This is a genomic window from Pseudomonas sp. GL-B-12 (genome assembly GCF_019955895.1).
GTDB lineage: Bacteria > Pseudomonadota > Gammaproteobacteria > Pseudomonadales > Pseudomonadaceae > Aquipseudomonas.
The window spans coordinates 388,541-410,753 of record NZ_JAHBCX010000011.1; the positions used below are offsets into that span (position 1 = coordinate 388,541).

A 22,213-nucleotide genomic window follows, 5' to 3' on the forward strand; every position below is an offset into this window, starting at 1 on the left:
AAAAAGCCCACCTGATGTGGGCTTCTTTTGTGGACAACCTTCATGCATAACTTCTGAAGGCTTGAGGTGGTACGAAAGCTTCAAGTTCATCCTCCACCGCTTCGATTATTCGCTCTACATCCGCGGCATTCATGACGGTGGCGCACGGAATACCGGCAATGGCGATCATGGTCTCGCCAGTGGCACGATTAAACAGACGGGCAATCATGCTGCCCGGCGCGTCCATGCTCGCCTCGAAACCCATGGGATGAAAATGCCAGCGCATCAGCTGGCAGGCGTTTGGAAACGTGACCTTACTGAACCCTCTATTCATGTGTAACCCGCCTTCATTTTCGAGCGCTTCCTTTAGCTCATGGTAGGAGGGAAGAACCTTCATTGGTTCAACCAGTGACAGTTTTTAAAAGTAGCATCCGGATGTGAAAATAATGTGGAGTTTTCAGGCCGTTTGGCGATTGCCGCCATTTTTTTGATTCAGCTCACGCTTATCGGCAACTTGCGCGCACCAGCCTTCATCGGTTTAGTCGTTGAAGACAAAGCCGAAGTTGGGCAAGCTCGGTGTTTTCCCGTCGAGATGTTCAATGCACGCCGATGATGATGGCCCGTTGCAAACCCAGGCCACGGGCGAGACGGTCATGCGCTATCACTTGCGCTGGAAGCACCGGGATCTGGACGGCGTCATGGCGCTTTATCACCCTGAGGTCCAGTACAACGATTTTTTCCAGAACCGGGTCATGGGCCTGGCCGAGTTGCGCGAATATGTGCGCAGCAGCATGCCCCGGGATCCGGATGAAGCGCTGGAGCATTCCGACCGCATTCGACTGGACGGCAATACCGCGTTCATTCAGTACCGCATCACCTTGCGCGGCGGTGAAGGGCTGGTGTCGTTTCGCGCCAGCGAAGCGATCACCGTCAAGGATGGGCTGATCTGGCGGGTCAACGAATACGCTTCATTGGTGCACGAACAACCCGGCAACAAAGCTTCCAGCAACCAGCGCCCGGCGGTCAGCCGGCTCGGCCTGTCGCCGCGCCAATTGAGCTTCATGGCCGATGACCTGCAGCAGTATTTCCAGGGTCAACAGCCTTATCTGGACCCGGAGCTCGATCTGCAACGAGTGGCGAAGGAGTGTGGCTACAGCCGCAACCAGATTTCCTACCTGTTGAATCAGGTGCTGGGCCAGAGCTTCTACCGCTACGTCAACCAGGCACGCCTGCAACATTTGCTTGCAGCGCTGGATGCCGCCACACCGCCACTGCGCATCGATGAGCTGGCCTTCGCTGCCGGATTCAATTCGCTGTCGGCGTTCTACAGCTGTTTCCGCCAGCACACCGGCCAGTCCCCCAAGGCCTACGTCAAACAAATTTCTTTGCGTGCACGCGCGCAAGACAGCGCCTGAGCCCACGCACTAGGATCGACGCCATCGAAGTTTGAGTGGCGGAGTCTTGCATGCCGGCGTGGCGCACTATCAGTTTGTGGATGGACCAGCTCGACGAGCCGCTATTGGCGCGTCCGGCGCTGGAGCGGGACCTGGATGTCGACGTGGCGATCATCGGTGCGGGTTATACCGGTCTCTGGACCGCGTACTACCTCAAGCAACACAAACCAGACCTGAACATCGCCATCGTCGAAGCGCAAACCGCCGGTTTCGGCGCGTCGGGGCGCAATGGCGGCTGGTTGATGGGCAACTTGCTGGGTGAAGATCGCCTGCTGGCCGCGCTGTCGGCCGAAGAGCGCCGCGCCTCCTACGCTTTGTTGCACAGCATTCCGGATGAAGTGAAAATTGTCCTCGAACGTGAGGAGATCGACTGCGATTACCGTAAAGGCGGGGTGCTGTATTGCGCCGCACGCTATCCGGAGCAGGAGACCAGCCTGCGTCACTACCTGGACGATCTCCATCGCCAGGGCCTCAACGACAGCCACTATCGCTGGCTGACCCCGGAGCAACTGGCGCAACAGATTCGCGTCACCAAACCCTACGGCGGTATCTACGCGCCGCACGTGGCGACCATACACCCGGCCAAGCTGGTACGCGGGCTGGCCCGGGCGGTGGAGCGCCTGGGCGTCAGAATCTACGAAAACAGCCCGGTCACCCATTGGCAGTCCGGCAGCCTGCGCACGGCGAAAGCTTCGGTGCGCGGTCGCTGGGTGGTGCCGGCGGTAGAAGGCTACTCGGTCACGCTGCCGCCATTGGGGCGTTATCAGATGCCGGTGCAGAGCCTGATTGTCGCGACCGAACCATTGTCTGCGGCCACCTGGGACGAAATCGGCCTGAGTCGCGGCCAGGCGTTCAGCGAGGCCAGTCGCCAGGTCACCTACGGTCAGCGCACCGCTGACAACCGATTGATCTTTGGCGCCCGTGGCGGGTACCAGTTCGCCGGTAAGCTGCGCCACGACTTCGACCTGACCACTGACGAAATACACCTGCGGCGCTACCTGTTCGGTGAACTGTTCCCGCAGTTGAAGAACGTGCAGATCACCCATTCCTGGGGCGGCAACCTGGGCATGTCCCGGCATTTCCAGCCGCACATGCTTTGCGATCGGGCCAACGGCATTGCTCTGTCGGGCGGTTATGGCGGGGAGGGCGTTGGCGCCAGCAACCTGGGCGGCCGCACGCTGGCCGACTTGATCCTGGGGCGCGACACCGATCTGGTGCGCCAGCCCTGGGTCATCCCCCAGCGCGGCCTCGACGCACTGCGGGCCTGGGAGCCGGAGCCGATCCGCTGGCTCGGCTACAACGCGATCATCCGCAGCTTTGTCCATGAGGACCAGACCCTGGCCAACCCGGCCACTGCGCCCTGGCGGCGCAAGCTGGCCAGCGGGGTCGCTGGTTTCATGGAAGGTTTCATGCACTAAACGGCGCGCTCTTCATCTACAGGCTACATCGACAGGTATCCCCATGAGCATCACGCAATTCAAGAACACCGCAACCCTGCAACTGGACGAATCCAATCCGGTCGCCGTGCCCCTGGGCACCCCCGTGGCCGTGGCGTCGACCACCAGCGTCGAGCGCGACGACGGCGTCGAGACCGGCGTCTGGGAATGCACCCCTGGGCGCTGGCGGCGGCAGATCGTCGCCCAGGAATTCTGTCACTTCATCCAGGGCCGCTGCACCTTCACCCCGGACGGCGGCGAGCCCCTGCGCATAGAAGCCGGCGACGCACTGATGTTGCCGGCCAACAGCCTCGGCATCTGGGACATCCAGGAAACCGTGCGCAAGACCTATGTCCTGATTTTTTGAATTTTCAATTCTTTGAAATTTGAAAGCTGATCCTTTGATTGCCTGCCAACAAAAAAAACCCTACAGGAATCGACTCATGCTCCGAAAGACACTGACTCTGGCCCCGCTGATGCTGGTTGCATCGATCAGCCAGGCCGCCGAAACCGTCAAGATCTACAACTGGTCGGATTACATCGCGCCAGACACCACGAAAAACTTCCAGAAAGAAACTGGCATAGACGTCACCTATGACGTCTATGACAGCAACGAAACCCTCGATGGCAAGTTGATGACCGGCAAATCCGGCTACGACGTGGTGTTCCCGTCCAACCACTTCATGGCCCGGCAAATTGAAGGCGGCGCGCTGAAGAAACTCGACAAGAGTCAGCTGCCGAACTGGAAGAACCTCAACCCTGTGTTGCTCAAGGCGTTGCAGACCAACGATCCGGGCAACGAGCGCGGCTTCCCGTACCTGTGGGGCAGCACCGGCATCGGCTACAACATTGCCAAGGTCAAGGCCGTGCTGGGGGACAACGCCCCGGTGGACTCCTGGGACCTGATCTTCAAACCCGAGAACATGCAGAAGTTGCAGAAGTGCGGGGTGGCCATCCTCGACAACGGCCCTGAGCTGCTACCAGCGGCGTTGAACTACCTCGGGCTGCCGCCTCACAGCAAGAACCCGGAAGACTACAAGAAGGCCGAAGCCCTGCTGATGAAGGTGCGGCCGTATGTCAGCTATTTCCATTCGTCCAAGTACACCAGCGACCTGGCCAACGGCGACATCTGCGTCGCGGTCGGCTTCTCCGGTGACATCCTGCAAGCGGAAAACCGCGCCAGGGAAGCCAAGAACGGCATCGACATCGGCTACTCGATTCCCAAGGAAGGCGCAGCGATCTGGTTCGACATGGTTGCCATGCCGGCCGATGCCCCGGATGAAAAGGCCGGCTACGCCTTCATGAACTACCTGCTGCGCCCGGACGTCATGGCCAGCATCAGCAACCATGTGCATTACGCCAATGGCAATGAACAGGCCGACAGCCTGATCGACCCGGCCATCAAGAACGACACCAAGGTTTACCCAAGCCCGGAAATGATGGGCAAGCTGTTTGCCCTGGAAGCCATGCCGTTGAACATCGACCGGATTCGCACGCGAGTGTGGAACAAGATTCGCACTGGCAGCTGAAGGCCTGGTCAGGCAATCGGGACAGGACGTCCCGTTGCCATCGCCATCAGCCGACCGGCTCGGCTGCGCAACTCATCTGGCCTGAGCCGGGTATCTGGAAAAACACGTCATCGCCGATTTGCCAGAAGCTGTAGCTGCCTTTGTAGTCCTTGCCCGTGTACTGGGTTCCGGAATTGTTCGGCACCTGGTTCAGCGTAACCGAGGTGTTGGCCCATTTCAGGAACACCACGCCCGGTTCGACCGTAAAGAAGGTTGCGGCAACCAATGCGTTAAACCCTGCGCAACGATAAGCCAACGGGCCTTCGGTGAGCCTGCTTGGGTCCTTGGTTCTCGCAATGGCCGAGCCCTGGCGCAGTTGGAACGCACGCTCGGCATAACTTCGCACGACGCACGCCTTGGCTTGCGGCCCGGTACCACACTGGTTACGCGACTCAATCCAGAACCGCTGATCTATCTCGACTTTATTCGGGCGCGGCACGGAATGTTCATCCGTGAGCGCCAGGAGATAAAGGCGATTGAGCTCCAGGTCCATGCGCGCCAGTTGAGCGTCGTGACAGATAAGCTTTTCGGCGGATGCCTGGGGCGTGGCGCAATCGAAACTGGTTTTGTACGTTGGCAAGGGCTTTGGCTTGGCCTTCTTGGCGGCGTCACACACGCTCGCCGTCACGCACGCGCTGACGGCGAGCACAGAGGCCAGAAGTGGCATGACCATTTTCATTTCGGCGTCACCTGAGTCTTTGCGTGATGCCCGTATTGCAACGCCTGTGTCGAAGCGTTGCACAGTCATTCGGTCGCACGGGGTCTATCGAGTGTAAAGCAGTGCTCGAAACCTGCCACATCGTGCCAGGATAAACGTCAGTCTTCCTCGCGAATCGTCGCCACTTCATCGGCCCTGACTTTCACCATCGCCCCCGAAATGTCCTCAAACTCAAAGAACCCGTCCTTGGTTTTGGTCTTCGGTATGTCTTTGGTCAGGTATTGAGTGCCGTTCTGCAGCGTCACCACCGTTGGCGTCGAGCAACCGGCCAGCGCCAGCAGGGCCGCTACAGCCAGGGGCAAGCCCAAAGTCTTGATGTCCATGAACACCTCCCGTTCGTATAAAGCAGCGCCATCAGCCCGAGGCTGTCACTGCACCTGTATGGCGGTTGGTGCCGCCAGGAGGCAGAAAGTTCTACTGCCCGGGGAAAATTCCGTACAGCGCCGCCATTTATCCTTTTCCGATTGCACCGCGCAGCGTAGAACTGGTATCTGTATGCATAACCAGTACCTCTCGCCATGGCCCATTTTCCAGTGACCGCAAATCCCCTCGACGATCCGTTCTATTACTTGAACAACTTCATGCAAGTGCTTGATTGGCTTGAACTGCGCTTTGCCGATGTGCTGAGCGTCGACGAGCAGCGTTTCATTCATGAGTTTAAGCGGTTGCCCCGTGAATCGCAGGCACTGCTGGTCAGAATGGTCATGCGCAAGGGCGTTCATTTCAGGGCGGGCAAACTGCACTACGACGAAATTGGTGATATCTGCAGCGCCGTCGGGCCGCTGTTAGCGCTCGGTTGGGTCGATGAGCGAATGCCATTGACGGTCCAAGCGCTGTTCGAACTGCTGCTCAAGGATGAAATCCTCCAGGCCTTTGGCCCGGTCATCGATCAACCCAAAGGCAAGAAAGCCGATTGGTTGCCAGCGCTGTGCGAACAGTTTCCCCAGGTGCAAAGCTTCAACGACTGGTGCCCCAACCTGGACGAGCGCCTGTTCAGCCTGACCATCATGCAATTGTGTGATCGCCTGCGGCTGATGTTTTTCGGCAACCTGTATCAGGACTGGTCGGAGTTCGTGCTCGCCGACCTCGGTATCTACACCTACGAAAAAGTCGAATTCTGCGCCGAGTCCCGTGGCTTGCGTAGCCGCGAAGACGTGGATGCCTGCGTCCTCCTGCACGCGTACCAGCAACAATTCGAGGCCGGTGAAGCGCTGGAAGAGGTGGCCGAGCGGATCAAGGGCCTGACGCTGGATAATCCGTGGTTGCAACGCCGGCGCGGCAAGCTGCTGTTCCAGATGGCCCAGTACTGCGAACGCATCGCGGATTTCTCCATGGCCCTGAACCTCTACCGCGAATGCGCTTATCCCGGCGCGCGTGCGCGGTTCATTCGCGTGCTGGAACGCAGCGGCCAGTTTGAGCAGGCCATGGACCTGGCCGTACAGGCCGAACAGGCTCCAGAAAGCGCCGCCGAACACCAGCAGTTGCTCCGTGTGCTGCCACGCCTGCGGCGCAAGCTCGGCGGGCCGCCCATCAAGCGGGCAGCGCCCCGGGAAATGCAGCGCCTGGACCTGCAATTGCCCAGGACAGACCCGGCATTATCGGTGGAGTTCTACGTTCAGGCGCATCTGGCGCAAGAGTCGGCGCCGGTGCACTACGTGGAAAACAGCCTGGTCAATTCACTGTTTGGCCTGCTGTGTTGGCCAGCGATTTTCGCGCCGTTGCCGGGGGCATTTTTTCACCCGTTCCAGCGCGGGCCGGTGGACCTGCTCAGCGAAGACTTCCAGGCCCGCCGGGCCGAACTGTTTCAGGCGTGCCTGGCCGAACTCGACGATGGGCGCTATCGGCAGACCATCCGCGAACGTTATGCCGCCAAGTGGGGCGTGCAGTCGCCGTTCGTGTTCTGGAGCGTGCTCAGTGAAGAGTTGCTGGAGCAAGCCCTCGATTGCCTCCCGGCCGAGCACCTCAAGCACTGGTTCAACCGCCTGTTGCTGGACATCAAGGCCAATCGCGCCGGCATGCCGGACCTGATCCAGTTCTGGCCGCAGCAAAAGACCTACCGCATGATCGAAGTCAAAGGCCCGGGCGATCGCCTGCAGGACAACCAGCTGCGTTGGCTGGAGTTCTGCCATGAACACCAGATGCCCATCGCCGTGTGCTACGTGCAATGGGCGGAGCCGGGCGATTGAGCTACAGCATTGCGGTTCGGGCGCTGTGCGAGTTCACCGCCAAGGTCGGCGACCTCGATCTGCGCTTCACACCGTCACCGACTGCGCTGGAAGGCATCGTCGGCCACCGTACGGTGGCCTCGCGGCGCAGCGAGGGCTACCAAAGCGAAGTCACCCTCGAAGGCCAGTATCAGACCTTGACGGTCAAGGGCAGGGCGGATGGCTATGACCCCGGGCAAAACTGTCTGGAGGAAGTCAAGACCTACCGCGGCGACTTGAGCAAACAACCGGCCAACCACCGCCAATTGCATTGGGCCCAGGTGAAAATCTACGGCTGGTTGATGTGCCGGAAACTGGATCTGGCACGGATCAATCTGGCACTGGTGTATTTCGACATCGTCAGCGAAAAGGAAACCTGCCTGGTCGAGCCTTTCGACGCCACCGAGCTGCAACAATTTTTCGAACAACATTGCGCGCGGTTCCTGCAATGGGCCGAACAGGAAGTCGCCCATCGTGAAGGGCGCAATCGGGCGGCGCAGGGCCTGGCCTTTCCCCATGCCGGTTTTCGACCGGGGCAGCGTCATCTGGCCGAGTCGGTGTTCAAGGCCGTCAGCACGGGGCGCTGCCTGATGGCCCAGGCGCCCACGGGCATCGGCAAGACCCTGGGCACCTTGTTCCCCATGCTCAAGGCCCTGGCGCCGCAGCAACTGGACAAGGTGTTCTTCCTCACGGCGAAAACCCCGGGACGGCAACTGGCCCTGGACGCCGCGCAAGTGATTCTAAACAGCGCCGACGCGCCACCATTGCGGGTGCTGGAGATGATCGCCCGGGACAAAGCCTGCGAACATCCGGACAAAGCCTGCCACGGCGAGTCCTGCCCACTGGCCCGGGGGTTCTACGATCGCCTGCCCGCCGCACGGCAGGCGGCCAGCCAACTGAGCCTGTTGAACCAGAGCGCCTTGCGCGACGTTGCCCTGGCGCACGATGTCTGCCCGTATTACCTGAGCCAGGAGATGGCGCGTTGGGCCGACGTGGTGGTTGCCGACTACAACTATTACTTCGATTTCAGCGCGTTGCTGTTCGGCCTGGCCCAGGCCAACAACTGGAAAGTCGCGGTGCTGGTCGACGAAGCCCATAACCTGGTGGAGCGCGGCCGGCAGATGTACAGCGCCAGCCTCGATCAGGCGACCTTCAACGGCGTGCGCAAAACCGCGCCCGAAGTGCTGAAAAAACCGATGCAGCGGGTCAACCGCGAGTGGAATGCCCTGCATAACGCACAAACCGGCGCCTATCAGGCCTATGACAAGGCGCCGGAAAAGCTCCTTCAGGCTCTGTCATCGTGTAGCGCCAGCATCGGTGACTACCTCAACGATCACCCTCAAGGCCTGGACAGTGCGCTGCAGGGGTTTTACTTCGACATGCTGCACTTTTGCCGGGTCGCCGAACTGTTCGATGAGCAGTTCCTGTTCGACATCAGCAAGCGCGACCTCGAGCGCCAGCGCAACCTCTCGCAACTGTGCCTGCGCAATGTGGTCCCCGCCGGGTTCATCCGCCCGCGCCTGACCGCCGCGCGTAGCACGGTGCTGTTTTCCGCGACCCTCAGCCCCCGGCACTATTACGCCGATCTGCTGGGAACACCGGCGGACACGGTGTGCATCGACGTCGAGTCGCCGTTTCACGCCGATCAACTGCAAGTGCACATCGTCGACCAGATCTCCACGCGGTTCGTGCATCGCCAGTCGTCTCTTGAGCCGATCGTGGACGTGATCGCCAGACAGTTCTGCGAGCGCCCCGGCAATTACCTGGCGTTTTTCAGCAGTTTCGATTACTTGCAGCAGGTGGCGCAGTTACTCGCCGAGAAACATCCACATATCATTCTGTGGTCGCAGTCCCGAGGCATGGGCGAAGCGCAGCGTCAGGCGTTTCTCGATCAGTTCCACGCCGACGGCCAGGGTATCGGCTTTGCGGTGCTGGGCGGGGCCTTCGGTGAAGGCATCGATTTGCCCGGCGCCCGGTTGATCGGCGCGTTTATCGCCACGTTGGGGCTGGCGCAGCTCAATCCGGTGAACGAGCAACTGAAACGGCGCATGGCCGCGATTTTCGGTGCCGGTTATGACTACACCTACCTTTATCCCGGTGTGCAGAAAGTGGTGCAGGCCGCAGGACGGGTGATCCGTACGCAACAGGATCAAGGGGTGGTGATGTTGATCGACGACCGTTTTGGCGAGAGCAAGGTCAGGCAGTTGCTACCGCGTTGGTGGGCCATAACAGGCTTGCATCGGTTCAATTAGTCGGAGCATCACAGCATAGGGTTGCCGCCCTGTGGGAGTGAGCCTGCTCCGGGCGGCGATCCGACGATAGCGCAGTGTCAGCCAGTATCAATGTCGACTGACAGGACGCCATCGTCGGATCGCCGCCCGGAGCAGGCTCGCTCCCACAAGGGGATTGCCTTTGACTTGAGGGGGAGTATCAGGCCTTGAGGTGGCGCAAGCTGCGCTCCATCCGCGCAATGCCTTCTTCCAGCAGCGAACGTGGGCAGCCGAAGTTCAGGCGCACGAACTGCTTGCAGTCATCGCCGAAGTCCAGGCCGGCGCTCAAACCGACCTTGGCCTGTTCCAGGAAGAACTGTTGCGGGTCGTCCAGCCCCAGTGCCGTGCAATCGAGCCATGCCAGGTAGGTGCTTTGCGGCGGGTTCATGGTGATGCCCGGCAAGCGGGTGCGTACGGCCTCGGCCAGGAAATCGCGGTTGCCTTGCAGGTAGTCCTTCAGCTCGGCCAGCCATGGCGCGGCTTCGCTGTAGGCGACGCGGGTGGCTTCCATGCCCAGCGGATTGACGCTGTCGACCATGCCGCAACGGGCGTGGTTGACCTTCTCGCGCAGGTGGCGGTCCTGGATGATCATGAACGAGGTCTTCAGGCCGGCGATGTTGTAGGCCTTGCTCGCCGACATCAGCGTGATGGTGCGCTGGGCGACTTGTGGGCTCAGGGTCGCCATCGGAATGTGCTGGCGACCGTCGAAGCACAACTCGGCGTGGATCTCGTCGGAAATGATCCAGGCATCATGCTCGAGGCAAATGTCGGCAATGGCTTGCAGCTCTGCGCGGGGGAAAGCCTTGCCCAGCGGGTTATGCGGGTTGCTCAGCAGCAGTGCGCCACCACCTTGCAGCGACTGGCTCAGGGTATCCAGGGGAGTGGTGTAGGTGCCGTCGGCTTGTGCATCGAAATTCAGTTCGACCTTGTTCAGGCCCCAATGCCCGGGCGCATGGCGCAGCGGCGGGTAGTTCGGCACCTGCACAACGACATTCTGTGGCGCCTGCACCAGTGCCTTCAACGCCATGTTGAAACCGGACTCGACGCCCGGCAGGAAAATCAGTTCCTGGGGTTCGACGCGCCAGGCGTACTTGTTCCAGAGATCGGCAACGATCGCCTCGCGCAGGTCATCCTGGGCCACGCTGTAGCCGACCATCGGGTGTTCCAGTCGCTTTTGCAGGGCCTGGATGATCACCGGCGGCGCGGCGAAATCCATGTCGGCGACCCACATCGGCAACACGTCGGCCGGGTAGCGGCTCCACTTGGTACTGCCGGTGTGGTGGCGGTCGAACACCTGATCAAAATCGAAAGTCATGCGCAAATCTCATAAAGGCCGGGTTAAACATGGCAGCCATGATAAGCGCCAATCCCTGTGGGAGCGAGCCTGCTCGCGAAGCGTAGTGTCAGTCGACACTCATGCCGGACCTGCTGGCCTCTTCGCGAGCAGGCTCGCTCCTACAGGTTGTATGCCTTGGTTCGCATCGGGGAATCGCCCGACGGTCGGCTGTCATGGTGAATTCGACAGCATTGACTACAGTTTGTAGTGTCGGCAGCCAGACTGCCCCGACCGTGGTTGTTCAATAAAGCCCGGCCATGTACCGGGTTCCACCTGATCAGGAGTGCACGATGGATCTCAGCCGTCGTCAGTTCTTCAAGGTCGCCGGTATCGGCCTTGCAGGCTCTAGCCTGGGCGCGTTGGGCATGGCCCCGACACTTGCCTTTGCCGAACAGGTGCGTCATTTCAAGCTCGCCCACACCCATGAAACCCGCAACACCTGCCCGTATTGCTCGGTCGGTTGCGGCTTGATCATGTACAGCCAGGGCGATACGGCGAAGAATGTCGCGCAAAACATCATCCACATCGAAGGTGACGCCGACCACCCGGTCAACCGCGGCACCCTTTGCCCCAAAGGCGCGGGCCTGCTGGATTTCATTCACAGCCCCGGCCGCCTGCAATACCCGCAGGTGCGCAAACCCGGCAGCACTGAGTGGACCCGCATCTCCTGGGATGAAGCGCTCGATCGCGTCGCCGACCTGATGAAGGCCGACCGCGACGCCAACTTCATCGAGAAGAACGCCCAGGGCCAAACGGTGAACCGCTGGCTGACCACCGGTTTCCTCGCGGCATCGGCGGCGTCCAACGAAGCCGGCTACATCACCCACAAGGTGGTGCGCAGTCTCGGCATGCTGGGGTTCGATAACCAGGCGCGTGTCTGACACGGCCCGACGGTGGCAAGTCTTGCCCCGACGTACGGCCGTGGTGCCATGACCAATACCTGGACCGATATCGCCAACGCGAATCTGGTTCTGGTGATGGGCGGCAACGCAGCAGAAGCGCATCCGTGCGGCTTCAAATGGGTGACCGAAGCCAAGGCGCACAACAAGGCGCGGCTGATCGTGGTCGATCCGCGTTTTACCCGGACCGCCTCGGTGGCCGACTATTACGCGCCGATCCGCACCGGCACCGACATTGCCTTCATGGGCGGGTTGATCAATTACCTGCTGACCGAGGACAAGATCCAGCACGAATACGTGCGCAACTACACCGACGTGTCGTTCATCGTCAGAGCCGGTTATGGCTTCGAGGACGGGATTTTCAGTGGCTACGACGCGGCCAAGCGCCTCTACACCGATAAATCCGGCTGGGGCTATGAACTCGGTGAAGACGGATTTGCCAAGGTCGACCCGACCCTGCAAGACCCACGCTGCGTCTATCAATTGATGAAGCAGCATTACAGCCGTTACACCAGGGAGCTGGCGAGCCAGATCTGCGGCATGCCGGTCGATGCCATGCAGAAAATCTGGGAGGAGATCGCCACTTGCTCGCAACCGGGCAAGACCATGACCATTCTCTATGCCCTGGGCTGGACCCAGCACTCAATCGGTTCGCAGATGATCCGCAGCGCGGCGATGGTGCAACTGCTGCTGGGTAACGTCGGCATGCCGGGCGGGGGCGTGAATGCCTTGCGCGGACACTCCAACATCCAGGGGCTGACCGACCTGGGCTTGTTGTCCAACTCACTGCCGGGCTACCTCTCGCTACCCGGCGATGCCGAACAGGACTACAACGCCTACATCGTCAAGCGCACGCAAAAACCGTTGCGCCCGGGGCAACTGTCTTACTGGCAAAACTACGGCAAATTCCACGTCAGCCTGATGAAAGCCTGGTACGGCGCCAACGCCACAGCCGAGAACAATTGGGCCTACGACTACCTGCCGAAACTGGACATTCCCCAATACGACATCCTCAAGGTGTTCGACCTGATGGGCCAGGGCAAGGTCAATGGCTACCTGTGCCAGGGCTTCAACCCGATTGCCGCGCTGCCGGACAAAAACCGGGTGATGCTCGCGTTGGCGAAGTTGAAGTGGCTGGTGGTGATGGATCCGCTGGCCACCGAGACCTCGGAGTTCTGGCATAACGTCGGGCCGTACAATGACGTGAAAAGCGCCGACATCCAGACCGAAGTGATTCGCCTGCCCACCACCTGTTTTGCCGAGGAGGACGGCTCGCTGGTCAACAGCAGTCGCTGGCTGCAATGGCACTGGAAGGGCGCCGACGGGCCGGGTGAAGCGCAGACCGATATCCGCATCATGAGCGAGCTGTTCATGCGCCTGCGTCAGCGTTATCAGGCCAATGGCGGCAAATACCCCGATCCGCTGCTCAAATTGTCGTGGCCGTACAAGATCCCCGCCGAACCTTCGCCAGAAGAGCTGGCCAAGGAAATCAACGGCTCCGCCACCACGGACTTCACCGACGCCACGGGGGCGGCGATCAAGGCCAATGCGCAACTGGCCGGGTTTGGCCAGCTCAAGGATGACGGCAGCACGGCGTCCGGTTGCTGGATTTTCTGCGGCAGCTGGACCGAACTGGGCAACCAGATGGCCCGCCGCGACAACAGCGACCCATTCGGCATGCACCAGCATCAAGGCTGGGCATGGGCCTGGCCGGCCAACCGGCGGATTCTCTACAACCGCGCCTCGGCAGACCTGCAAGGCAAGCCGTGGGATCCGAAAAAACGCCTGGTGTGGTGGAACGGTAAAACCTGGGGCGGCACCGATGTGCCGGACTACAAGGCCGACGTGCCGCCGGAAGCGGGGATGAATCCGTTCATCATGAACCCCGAGGGCGTGGCGCGATTCTTTGCCGTCGACAAGATGAACGAAGGCCCGTTCCCCGAACACTACGAGCCGTTCGAGACGCCGATCGGCATCAACCCGCTGCACCCGCAAAACAAGAAAGCCACCAGCAACCCGGCGGCGCGGATCTTCGATTCGGTGTGGGATTCCCTCGGCGTGGCCAAGGATTACCCGTACGCCGCCACCAGTTACCGGCTGACCGAGCATTTCCACTTCTGGAGCAAGCATTGCAAGCTCAACTCGATTACCCAACCGGAGCAATTCGTCGAGATCGGTGAAGTGCTGGCCAAAGAAAAAGGCATCGTCGCCGGTGATCGGGTGCGGGTCAGCAGCAAGCGTGGCTTCATCGAAGCGGTGGCGGTGGTGACCAAGCGGATTCGTCCGCTGCAGGTCAACAATCAGGTGGTGCACCAGATCGGCATTCCGTTGCACTGGGGCTTCACCGGCCTCACGCGCCACGGTTACCTGACCAACACCCTGGTGCCGTTCCTCGGCGATGGCAACACCCAGACCCCGGAATCCAAGTCATTCCTGGTCAACGTGGAGAAAGTCTAAATGGCCAGCCAAGACATCATTGCCCGCTCGGCCACCACCACACCTGCACCCTCGGTGCGTGGCATGGAGGAAGTCGCCAAGCTGATCGACACCACCAAATGCATCGGCTGCAAGGCCTGCCAGGTCGCCTGTTCGGAATGGAACGAACTGCGGGACGAAGTCGGTCACAACCATGGCACCTACGACAACCCTCAGGACCTCACCGCCGAAACCTGGACGTTGATGCGCTTCACCGAGCACGAGACCGACGCCGGCAACCTGGAATGGCTGATCCGCAAGGACGGTTGCATGCATTGCGCCGAGCCCGGTTGCCTGGCGGCATGCCCCAGCCCGGGGGCGATCATCAAGCACGCCAATGGCATCGTCGATTTCGATCAGGATCATTGCATCGGTTGCGGCTATTGCATCACCGGGTGTCCGTTCAACATTCCACGGATCTCGCAAAAGGATCACAAGGCCTACAAATGCACGTTGTGTTCGGACCGGGTGGCGGTAGGGCTGGAACCGGCCTGCGTGAAAACCTGCCCGACCGGTGCCATCGTGTTCGGCTCCAAGGACGACATGAAGGAGCATGCGGCCGAGCGCATCGTCGACCTCAAGAGCCGGGGCTTTGAAAACGCCGGCCTGTACGACCCCGAAGGCGTCGGCGGCACCCACGTGATGTACGTGCTGCACCACGCCGATACGCCAAGGCTGTACGCCGGTTTGCCCGATCACCCGGCGATCAGCCCGTTGGTGGGGCTGTGGAAAGGCATCAGCAAACCCCTGGCACTGCTGGCCATGGGCGCGGCGGTGCTGGCCGGGTTCTTCCACTACGTGCGCGTCGGCCCGCAAGTCGTCGAAGAGGATGAACATCCGGAGCCGCCGGACAACGCCGTGCATGAAGTCGATCCGTCGGTGCACACCTTCGATCCCCGTGGGGAGGGCAGGCCATGAGCAACAAGACGATCCTGCGCTACACCAGCAACCAGCGCACCAATCACTGGCTGGTGGCGATTCTGTTCCTCATGGCCGGGCTGTCCGGGCTGGCGCTGTTCCACCCGGCGCTGTTCTGGCTGAGCAACCTGTTCGGCGGCGGGCCATGGACACGCATCCTGCACCCGTTCATGGGTGTGCTGATGTTCCTGCTGTTCCTCGGATTGGTGCTGCGTTTCTGGCGCGCCAACTACTTCATCGCCAATGATCGCCTGTGGCTCAAGCGCATCGACCGAGTGATGAAAAATGAAGAGGAGGGTGTTCCGCCCATCGGCAAGTACAACCCCGGGCAGAAGCTGCTGTTCTGGACTTTACTGCTGTGCATGCTGGTGCTGTTGTTCAGCGGGCTGGTGATCTGGCGTGCGTACTTCAGCGAGTATTTCGGCATCACCGCGATACGCTGGGCGATGTTGCTGCATGCGTTGGCCGCTTTTGTGCTGATCCTGAGCATCATCGTGCACATCTATGCCGGCATCTGGATCAAGGGCTCGGTCAGCGCCATGTTGCACGGCTGGGTCAGCCGCGGCTGGGCGAGGAAACACCACGAACTCTGGTATCGCGAAGTGACCCGCGACGAAGCTCCCAAGCCACCGATCACCAAAAAGGGCTGACATTTGCCAACCATCCTGGAACCTGGAGAAATCGAAGCGGCGGCCAGTTCGCCGCCGTTTCTGTATATGCCACCGCATAACCTGTTCAGCCTGCGCGCCCAGCGCCTGGAAACCCTGGCCGAAGGGCACCCGCTGGCCGACTACCTACGCCTGATCGCCGGGTTGTGCCGGGTGCAGCAACAGGTGCTGGACGACCCGCCGCAAAGTGAACCCATCGACCGACAACGCATCGAATTGTGCCAGCAACACGGCTTGCCGCCGTTCGCGGCCGACAGCCTGGCGCGCGAAGACGATTGGCAGCTTTACCTCGATGCCTTGTTGCAGCGCTATAGCGCACCGCCGCAATCTGCCGTGGCCGATGCCGTGGAAACCTTGCGCCTGGCCGGTGCCGGGCAACGTCGTGCCTGGGCAGTGGCACTGGTCAGCGGCCAGTATTCGCTGGTGCCGGCCGCGCTGGTGCCGTTCCTCGGCGCGGCGCTGCAAACAGCCTGGAGCCACTGGCTGTTGAGTACGCCGAACCTGGCACTGACCGCCGGCGACAGCCTCAGCCAGTGCCCGGCCTGTGGCTCGCCGGCCATGGCCGGGGTCATCCGCCATCGCGGCAAGCACAACGGCTTGCGTTACCTGGTCTGTTCGCTGTGCGCCTGCGAGTGGCATGTGGTGCGGGTCAAGTGCGTGTATTGCGAGCAGAGCAAGGGCCTGGAATACCTCAGCCTTGAAGATGATCGGCATGCCGCCAACCAGGCGCCGTTGCGCGCCGAAATCTGCCCCGGTTGTAACAGCTATCTGAAGTTGCTCTATCTGGAGAACGATGCGGACGCCGAAGCGTTGTCGGCCGACCTGTCCAGCCTGATGCTCGACATGCGCCTGACCCAGGACGGTTATCAGCGTCTGGCACCCAATCTGTTGCTGGCGCCGGGAGACGAGTAACCGCAGCGTCTACACTCTGGCGCGAGGGTCATTCGTTTTCAGGAGCGCCAGATGTCTGCACGCAGTGCCAGCCAACCCCTGCGTCTACCTTCCATCGACAGTTTGTTGCGTCACCCGGCATGCCGGCCGTTGGCCGAGCGCTATGGACGCGACGCCTTGCTGGGCGCCTTGCGGCGATTGCTGGATGAACTGCGCGAAGGGGGGCGACAGGGTTTGCTCGAAGCTGTTGAAGTCAGCCCTGAGGTACTGGCGGGCAGGGTCGGCGAGCGATTGGCTATTCAGCATCGCAGCCAGGTGCGTCGGGTGTTCAACCTCACCGGTACGGTCTTGCACACCAACCTCGGCCGGGCGCTGTTGCCCGAGGAAGCGATCGAGGCGGTGCAAATGGCCGCGCGCTATCCGCTCAACCTCGAATTCGACCTGCGCAGCGGCAAGCGCGGAGATCGCGACGACCTGATCGAAGGCTTGATTCGCGAACTGACCGGCGCCGAAGCGGTGACCGTGGTCAACAACAATGCCGCCGCGGTGCTCTTGACCCTCAACAGCCTGGGCGCACGCAAGGAAGGGATTATTTCCCGGGGCGAACTGATTGAAATCGGCGGCGCCTTCCGCATCCCCGACATCATGGCCCGCGCGGGGGTGAAGCTGGTTGAGGTCGGCACCACCAACCGCACCCATGCCCGCGACTACGAGACAGCCATCGGCCCGCGCAGTGGTTTGATCATGCGCGTGCATGCGAGCAACTACAGCATTCAAGGCTTCACCACGAGCGTGCCGACCGCCGAACTGGCGCAACTGGCCCACCAGCACGGTTTGCCGCTGCTCGAAGACCTCGGCAGCGGCAGCCTGCTGGATTTGACCCGCTGGGGTTTGCCGGCGGAACCGACTGTGCGTCAGGCGCTGCTGGATGGCGCGGACATCGTCACCTTCAGTGGCGACAAACTGCTCGGCGGACCACAGGCCGGGTTGATTGTCGGCTGCAAGGAATTGATCGCCAGGATCAAGAAAAACCCGCTCAAGCGTGCACTGCGGGTCGACAAAATGACCCTGGCTGCCCTGGAAGCGGTGTTGGCTTTGTACCGCAATCCGGACCGACTGGCCGAGCGCTTGCCCAGCCTGCGCCTGTTGACCCGGCCACAGGCCGATATCCTCGCCCAGGCCGAGCGATTGCGGCCAGCGCTGGCCCAAGTATTGGGTGATGGCTGGAGCGTCAGTGCAATGCCGGCACTGGGCATGATCGGTAGCGGCAGCCAACCGGTGGCGAGGCTGGCCAGCGCCGCGCTGTGTTTGCGCCCGCTGACGTCCAAGCGCTTGCGCGGGCGATCCCTGTTGACGCTGGAAGAGGCCTTTCGCGCCTTGCCGATTGCAGTCCTTGGGCGCATCGACGATGACGCCCTGTGGCTGGATCTGCGGCAACTGGACGACGAGCCGGCATGGCTGGCGCAACTCGATCAATTACAGGTGGAGGGCCGGGCAGGGTGATTGTCGGCACCGCAGGGCACATCGACCATGGCAAAACGGCGCTGCTCCAGGCGTTGACCGGTCAGGCGGGTGACCGACGCCGCGAAGAGCGTGAGCGCGGCATGACCATCGACCTCGGCTACCTGTATGCCGCGCTGGAGCTGGGAGCGGGCCTGACCGGTTTCATCGATGTTCCCGGGCATGAGCGCTTCACCCACAACATGCTCGCCGGGGCACAGGGCATCGATCTGGTGTTGCTGGTGGTGGCCGCCGATGACGGGGTGATGCCGCAGACCCGCGAGCACCTGGCGATTGTCCAGTTGCTGGGTATCCCCCGGGCATTGGTGGCGATCAGCAAGTGCGACCGGGTCGACAGCGCCCGAGTACAGGACGTGCGCGAGCAGATCCGTACCTTGCTGGCGCCCGGACCCTATGCCGATGCACCGCTGATTGCGCTGTCGAGCGTGAGCGGTGAGGGCATCGAAACCTTGCGCCAACAATTGCTGCAAGCCCAGCGTGAAGTTCAGCAACGCAGCACCGAAGGTGGTTTTCGCCTGGCGATCGACCGGGCCTTCAGCGTGGCCGGGGCCGGCATCGTGGTGACCGGCACGGCGCTGTCCGGCCAGGTCGCAGTGGGTGATACCCTGCTGTTGGGACCACAAGGCAAACCGGTGCGCATTCGTGGCCTACACGCGCAAAACCAGGCCGCCGACCACGCCATTGCCGGCCAGCGCGTAGCGTTGAACCTGAGTGCCGAACGGCTGGCCCTGGAACACATCCATCGCGGCCACTGGTTACTCGCCGAAGGCCTATATGCGCCCACCCAGCGCCTGGACATCGACATGCAACTGCTGGCCGACGAACCCCGGGCCTTCGAGCACTTTCAACCGGTGCACGTGCACCTCGGCACCCAGGACGTTACCGGGCGCGTCGCCTTGCTGGAAGGCACCAGCCTGGCGCCCGGTGGACGGATGTTTGCGCAACTGTTGCTCAATACACCGGTACATGCGGTGAAGGGCGATCCGCTGATCCTGCGTGACCAGAGTGCCCAACGTACGCTGGGTGGCGGTCGGGTGCTCGATCCGTTTGCACCCACCCGGCAACGCCGCAGCCCCGAACGGTTGGCGCAGCTGGAAGCGCTGGCAAACAGCGCAACGCTGGAAGATGTGCTACCGGCATTGCTGGCCCATAGCGACAGCGGGCTCGATCCGCAGCGCCTGGAGCGGCAGTTCAACCGACCGCGCAGCAGTTGGGTGTTGCCCGCAGACGTGCGCCTGATCGATACCCGTCAAGGCCCATTGCTGTTTAGTGCCAGTCGTTGGGAAGCCCTGAAGGCAGCAGTGCTGGAGCACCTCGCACGCTTTCATCAGCAAGAACCGGATCAGATGGGGCCGGATCGGGATCGCCTGCGCCGATTTGCCGGCAGCACTCTGGAGCGCCCGACGTTTATCAGCCTGCTCGATGAACTGCTGGCCAGTGGCGCTATCGTCAGCAGCGGACCGTGGTTGCACCTGCCCGAACATCAGGTGCGCTTGAGTGAAGAGGACGAAGCCTTGTGGCAACGCTTGCAGCCGTTGTTCGAACAAGCCGGATTCGATCCGCCCTGGGTGCGCGACCTGGGGCATGATGAGGCAACCGTCCGCGCATTGCTGCTCAAAATGGCCCGGCTGGGGCTGCTCCATCAAGTGGTGCGCGATCTGTTTTACACCGACAGCATGATCCACCGATTGGCGGCTATGCTGTTGCAACTGGCAGACGCCAATCCGGTGATTCAGGTGGCGGCGTTTCGTGATGCGGTGGGCCTGGGGCGCAAGCGCAGCATTCAGATACTGGAGTACTTTGACCGTATCGGTCTGACCCGGCGTTTTGGAGATCGTCGGCAGATACGCCTGGACAGTGCGTTGGCCCAGCGCAATGAGCTCTGATTCACGGGCAAGAATTCAAGGAAGGCAATCGCGCCCGGTGGCGCGGCCGGGCTTCAAACCCGGTTGGGGACGGCATCCGTTCCCGGGCAGGTTCGACTCCGGCTGCCTTCCGCCAATCAACCCCAAACCTTCCGACTCAACCCAATCCCCTGCGAGCCTGCGCGCGATGGCAGTTGCTCGAAGCAACACATTGCCTCAAGGTCACCCTCTGCGGCAGGCGTTAGACGATATTCAGCCATGCGCGGTTAACATTCTCTGTTTGAATGCAGCTGGATCGAATGGGCGAGGTTTTCCGCTGGATTCACCTTCCCGAAGGGCGGCACGGATCGTTTCGAGTTCAGCGCTGCGCTCCTGTTCGCGACGGATCAGATCGCGAATATATTCGCTGTCGTTGGTGTAATGGCCCGCTTCTATCTGCGCTTTGATCCAGTTGTCTTGCTGGTCAGTCACAGTGATGGTTTTTCGTACGGTTCCCATGATTGGGCCTCCACGGAGATGGTCGACTGCGTGCAAACTATCATACTATTGGTGCGGTATCGAGCGGTCGGGCCTCTATTGCGATCCATCCAATCCGAACAGAAATTGCAGCTTTGCGGCAAGCCCGCTCCAACAATTGAATGCATTCCAAACATTGCCGAATGCTTTCCTCAGAACCCCAGCGGGTACTGAATCACTACATATATCCGGTCTATGTCATCACCCGCCTGCGCCTCATTGGCCCGGTGTGAAACGTGCGACACCTGCACCGACAGGTCCTTCGCCGCACCCGTTTGGACGATGTACTTCAAATCAATGTCTCGCTCCCAGTGTTTGCCCCCATCACCTTGTTGCGGCGCGAAGGTGCCGGTTGCCGGGTCGAACGGGTTGTAGGCCCCGCCTTGTGGCGCATGGGTGCCGTCGATCTGGTCGCCGGTGACGTAGCGGGTCATGAACTTCAGGCCGGGTATCCCGAGTGCAGTCAGGTCCAGGTCGTAACGAACCTGCCAGGAGCGTTCGTGGGCGCCGTTGAAGTCGGCGTACTTGATCGAGTTGGCCAGGTAGATTGAATCGCCACCGACGAAATCGAACGGCGTATCACCGTCGACTTTCTGGTACGCCAGGGTAAAGCTGTGAGCGCCGAGCGTGTATCTACCGGACAGGCTGTACGCCGTGTTGTCGATGGCGCCGGCCAGTGTCTGGCCGGTGTCCCGGGTGTGATAGAGGTTGGCGTCGAGGAACACCTCGGACTGCTTGAAGTGCAGGTTGCTGTAGTACTGATGCCAGGTATCGGTGAGTTCCGAAGCGTACAGGGCGCCACCAACCGGGCTTTGGGTAAACAGATCGGCGCCGACAAACGAAATGCCACCGGCTTCGGTGTTGGCGCCATAGCCGAAAAAGTTGCCTTTGCCTGAAGCACTGTCCTGATTCTTGAATGCCGTGAAGTGGCCGGCTTGCAGGTTCATCCCGTCGATTTCGCGACTGTTGAGCAGAAAACCGGTGGCATACTCCGGTTGCAGGCGTTTGTCCGCGGTGTCGAACACCGGGGATTCGACCTCCATTTCGCCAAACGCCAGGGTGGTTTTTGAAGCCTTGAGCTTGATCGCGCCGCCACCGCTGGAGTAGTCGCGTTCGCTGCGGCCGTCACTGCCCACCGGCAGTAATCCGGTCCCGGAGTGGCCCTTGCCGCCATCGAGTTTCAATCCCACAAAGGCATGGGCATCAAGGCCGAAGCCGACCGTGCCCGGTGTAAAGCCGGATTCAAAAGCACTGATAAAACCTTGAGCCCATTCGGCCTTGTAGCTCTTGCCGGTCGGCGAGGGCGATCGATAGTCGCTGTTCAGATAGAAGTTTCGGCTGAGCACGCCAAGCGACGCGCCGTCCAGAAAGCCCTGCGCCGATTCATCCGCCACCGCGGTTCCGGCCGTGCTGGCGAGCAGCACCGATAACCAGAACGGGAATCCGACCCTGAGTTCTTGCGAGTCACACTTCATCAATCGTTCACCACAGGCAC

18 protein-coding genes and 1 tRNA gene are annotated in these 22,213 nt (G+C 61.2%); 13 read left to right on the forward strand and 6 right to left on the reverse strand.

Going from position 1 to position 22,213, the window contains the following annotated elements; translation table 11 throughout:
• Positions 1-40: 40 nt before the first annotated feature.
• The gene (locus KGA85_RS07885; protein ID WP_223453910.1) at positions 41-313 is read right to left on the reverse strand and encodes a DUF1652 domain-containing protein; all 273 of its coding nucleotides are present in this window, start codon (positions 311-313) and stop codon (positions 41-43) included.
• A 265-nt stretch (positions 314-578) separates the two neighbouring features.
• Here KGA85_RS07885 and KGA85_RS07890 point away from each other — a divergent pair, with 265 nt between their 5' ends.
• The 4 genes from KGA85_RS07890 to KGA85_RS07905 all read left to right on the forward strand — a co-directional run bounded on the left by KGA85_RS07890 (position 579) and on the right by KGA85_RS07905 (position 4,398).
• Positions 579-1,394: a helix-turn-helix transcriptional regulator gene (locus tag KGA85_RS07890; RefSeq protein WP_223532392.1), complete on the forward strand. Its 816-nt coding sequence runs from the start codon at positions 579-581 to the stop codon at positions 1,392-1,394.
• A gap of 50 nt (positions 1,395-1,444) precedes the next feature.
• Positions 1,445-2,851, forward strand: coding sequence for an NAD(P)/FAD-dependent oxidoreductase (locus tag KGA85_RS07895; protein ID WP_223532394.1), 1,407 nt, complete (start codon positions 1,445-1,447; stop codon positions 2,849-2,851).
• A gap of 43 nt (positions 2,852-2,894) precedes the next feature.
• Positions 2,895-3,236, forward strand: a complete 342-nt coding sequence (locus tag KGA85_RS07900) for a cupin domain-containing protein (RefSeq protein WP_223453859.1) — start codon at positions 2,895-2,897, stop codon at positions 3,234-3,236.
• Positions 3,237-3,312: 76 nt separating this feature from the next.
• A complete protein-coding gene (locus KGA85_RS07905; protein ID WP_223534874.1) occupies positions 3,313-4,398 on the forward strand; it encodes a polyamine ABC transporter substrate-binding protein in 1,086 nt (361 codons plus the stop codon).
• A gap of 46 nt (positions 4,399-4,444) precedes the next feature.
• Here KGA85_RS07905 and KGA85_RS07910 read toward each other — a convergent pair whose 3' ends face one another.
• Positions 4,445-5,116, reverse strand: coding sequence for an MliC family protein (locus tag KGA85_RS07910; protein ID WP_223453855.1), 672 nt, complete (start codon positions 5,114-5,116; stop codon positions 4,445-4,447).
• Positions 5,117-5,253: 137 nt separating this feature from the next.
• Complete coding sequence (locus tag KGA85_RS07915) at positions 5,254-5,478, reverse strand: YgdI/YgdR family lipoprotein (protein ID WP_223453853.1); 225 nt, start codon at positions 5,476-5,478, stop codon at positions 5,254-5,256.
• Between the two features lie 195 nt (positions 5,479-5,673).
• On the opposite strand from KGA85_RS07915, the gene KGA85_RS07920 reads away from it, so the two are divergent.
• Both KGA85_RS07920 and KGA85_RS07925 read left to right on the forward strand, forming a co-directional pair.
• Complete coding sequence (locus KGA85_RS07920) at positions 5,674-7,341, forward strand: VRR-NUC domain-containing protein (protein WP_223543039.1); 1,668 nt, start codon at positions 5,674-5,676, stop codon at positions 7,339-7,341.
• Complete coding sequence (locus KGA85_RS07925) at positions 7,338-9,611, forward strand: ATP-dependent DNA helicase (protein WP_223543040.1); 2,274 nt, start codon at positions 7,338-7,340, stop codon at positions 9,609-9,611. The genes KGA85_RS07920 and KGA85_RS07925 overlap by 4 nt, the downstream gene beginning before the upstream one ends.
• A 178-nt stretch (positions 9,612-9,789) precedes the next feature.
• Here KGA85_RS07925 and KGA85_RS07930 read toward each other — a convergent pair whose 3' ends face one another.
• Positions 9,790-10,944 carry a MalY/PatB family protein gene (locus KGA85_RS07930; protein WP_223453847.1) on the reverse strand — a complete coding sequence of 385 codons (1,155 nt, stop codon included), beginning with the start codon at positions 10,942-10,944 and terminating at the stop codon, positions 9,790-9,792.
• A 311-nt stretch (positions 10,945-11,255) separates the two neighbouring features.
• Between KGA85_RS07930 and fdnG the strand changes: the two genes are divergently transcribed.
• The 7 genes from fdnG to KGA85_RS07965 all read left to right on the forward strand — a co-directional run bounded on the left by fdnG (position 11,256) and on the right by KGA85_RS07965 (position 20,338).
• Positions 11,256-14,321, forward strand: coding sequence for a formate dehydrogenase-N subunit alpha (fdnG, locus tag KGA85_RS07935; RefSeq protein WP_223453845.1), 3,066 nt, complete (start codon positions 11,256-11,258; stop codon positions 14,319-14,321).
• Entirely contained in the window at positions 14,322-15,257 is a 936-nt protein-coding gene (gene fdxH, locus KGA85_RS07940) for a formate dehydrogenase subunit beta (protein WP_223532402.1), read from the forward strand. It begins immediately after the preceding gene.
• Positions 15,254-15,907, forward strand: coding sequence for a formate dehydrogenase subunit gamma (locus KGA85_RS07945; protein ID WP_223453841.1), 654 nt, complete (start codon positions 15,254-15,256; stop codon positions 15,905-15,907). The genes fdxH and KGA85_RS07945 overlap by 4 nt, the downstream gene beginning before the upstream one ends.
• Positions 15,908-15,910: 3 nt before the next feature.
• Positions 15,911-16,837: a formate dehydrogenase accessory protein FdhE gene (gene fdhE, locus KGA85_RS07950; RefSeq protein ID WP_223543041.1), complete on the forward strand. Its 927-nt coding sequence runs from the start codon at positions 15,911-15,913 to the stop codon at positions 16,835-16,837.
• Between the two features lie 51 nt (positions 16,838-16,888).
• Positions 16,889-18,319: an L-seryl-tRNA(Sec) selenium transferase gene (selA, locus tag KGA85_RS07955; protein ID WP_223453837.1), complete on the forward strand. Its 1,431-nt coding sequence runs from the start codon at positions 16,889-16,891 to the stop codon at positions 18,317-18,319.
• Entirely contained in the window at positions 18,316-20,223 is a 1,908-nt protein-coding gene (gene selB / locus KGA85_RS07960; protein ID WP_223532483.1) for a selenocysteine-specific translation elongation factor, read from the forward strand. The genes selA and selB overlap by 4 nt, the downstream gene beginning before the upstream one ends.
• A gap of 19 nt (positions 20,224-20,242) precedes the next feature.
• A tRNA-Sec gene (locus KGA85_RS07965) sits at positions 20,243-20,338 on the forward strand.
• A gap of 116 nt (positions 20,339-20,454) precedes the next feature.
• On the opposite strand, the gene KGA85_RS07970 is transcribed toward KGA85_RS07965, so the two are convergent.
• Positions 20,455-20,700, reverse strand: a complete 246-nt coding sequence (locus KGA85_RS07970) for a type II toxin-antitoxin system ParD family antitoxin (protein WP_046043337.1) — start codon at positions 20,698-20,700, stop codon at positions 20,455-20,457.
• Positions 20,701-20,870: 170 nt separating this feature from the next.
• Positions 20,871-22,193 carry an OprD family porin gene (locus tag KGA85_RS07975; RefSeq protein ID WP_223453834.1) on the reverse strand — a complete coding sequence of 441 codons (1,323 nt, stop codon included), beginning with the start codon at positions 22,191-22,193 and terminating at the stop codon, positions 20,871-20,873.
• Positions 22,194-22,213 lie beyond the last annotated feature (20 nt).

Excerpts from the sequence above, each read along its gene's own strand:
- KGA85_RS07890 (WP_223532392.1), top strand. The coding sequence starts at position 579 with ATGCACGCCGATGATGATGGCCCGTTGCAAACCCAGGCCACGGGCGAG.
- KGA85_RS07910 (WP_223453855.1), bottom strand. The coding sequence starts at position 5,116 with ATGAAAATGGTCATGCCACTTCTGGCCTCTGTGCTCGCCGTCAGCGCG.
- KGA85_RS07915 (WP_223453853.1), bottom strand. The coding sequence starts at position 5,478 with ATGGACATCAAGACTTTGGGCTTGCCCCTGGCTGTAGCGGCCCTGCTG.
- KGA85_RS07920 (WP_223543039.1), top strand. The coding sequence starts at position 5,674 with ATGGCCCATTTTCCAGTGACCGCAAATCCCCTCGACGATCCGTTCTAT.
- KGA85_RS07900 (WP_223453859.1), top strand. The coding sequence starts at position 2,895 with ATGAGCATCACGCAATTCAAGAACACCGCAACCCTGCAACTGGACGAA.
- KGA85_RS07975 (WP_223453834.1), bottom strand. The coding sequence starts at position 22,193 with ATGAAGTGTGACTCGCAAGAACTCAGGGTCGGATTCCCGTTCTGGTTA.
- KGA85_RS07970 (WP_046043337.1), bottom strand. The coding sequence starts at position 20,700 with ATGGGAACCGTACGAAAAACCATCACTGTGACTGACCAGCAAGACAAC.
- KGA85_RS07905 (WP_223534874.1), top strand. The coding sequence starts at position 3,313 with ATGCTCCGAAAGACACTGACTCTGGCCCCGCTGATGCTGGTTGCATCG.
- KGA85_RS07895 (WP_223532394.1), top strand. The coding sequence starts at position 1,445 with ATGCCGGCGTGGCGCACTATCAGTTTGTGGATGGACCAGCTCGACGAG.
- selA (WP_223453837.1), top strand. The coding sequence starts at position 16,889 with ATGTCTGCACGCAGTGCCAGCCAACCCCTGCGTCTACCTTCCATCGAC.
- KGA85_RS07930 (WP_223453847.1), bottom strand. The coding sequence starts at position 10,944 with ATGACTTTCGATTTTGATCAGGTGTTCGACCGCCACCACACCGGCAGT.
- KGA85_RS07885 (WP_223453910.1), bottom strand. The coding sequence starts at position 313 with ATGAATAGAGGGTTCAGTAAGGTCACGTTTCCAAACGCCTGCCAGCTG.
- fdxH (WP_223532402.1), top strand. The coding sequence starts at position 14,322 with ATGGCCAGCCAAGACATCATTGCCCGCTCGGCCACCACCACACCTGCA.
- KGA85_RS07945 (WP_223453841.1), top strand. The coding sequence starts at position 15,254 with ATGAGCAACAAGACGATCCTGCGCTACACCAGCAACCAGCGCACCAAT.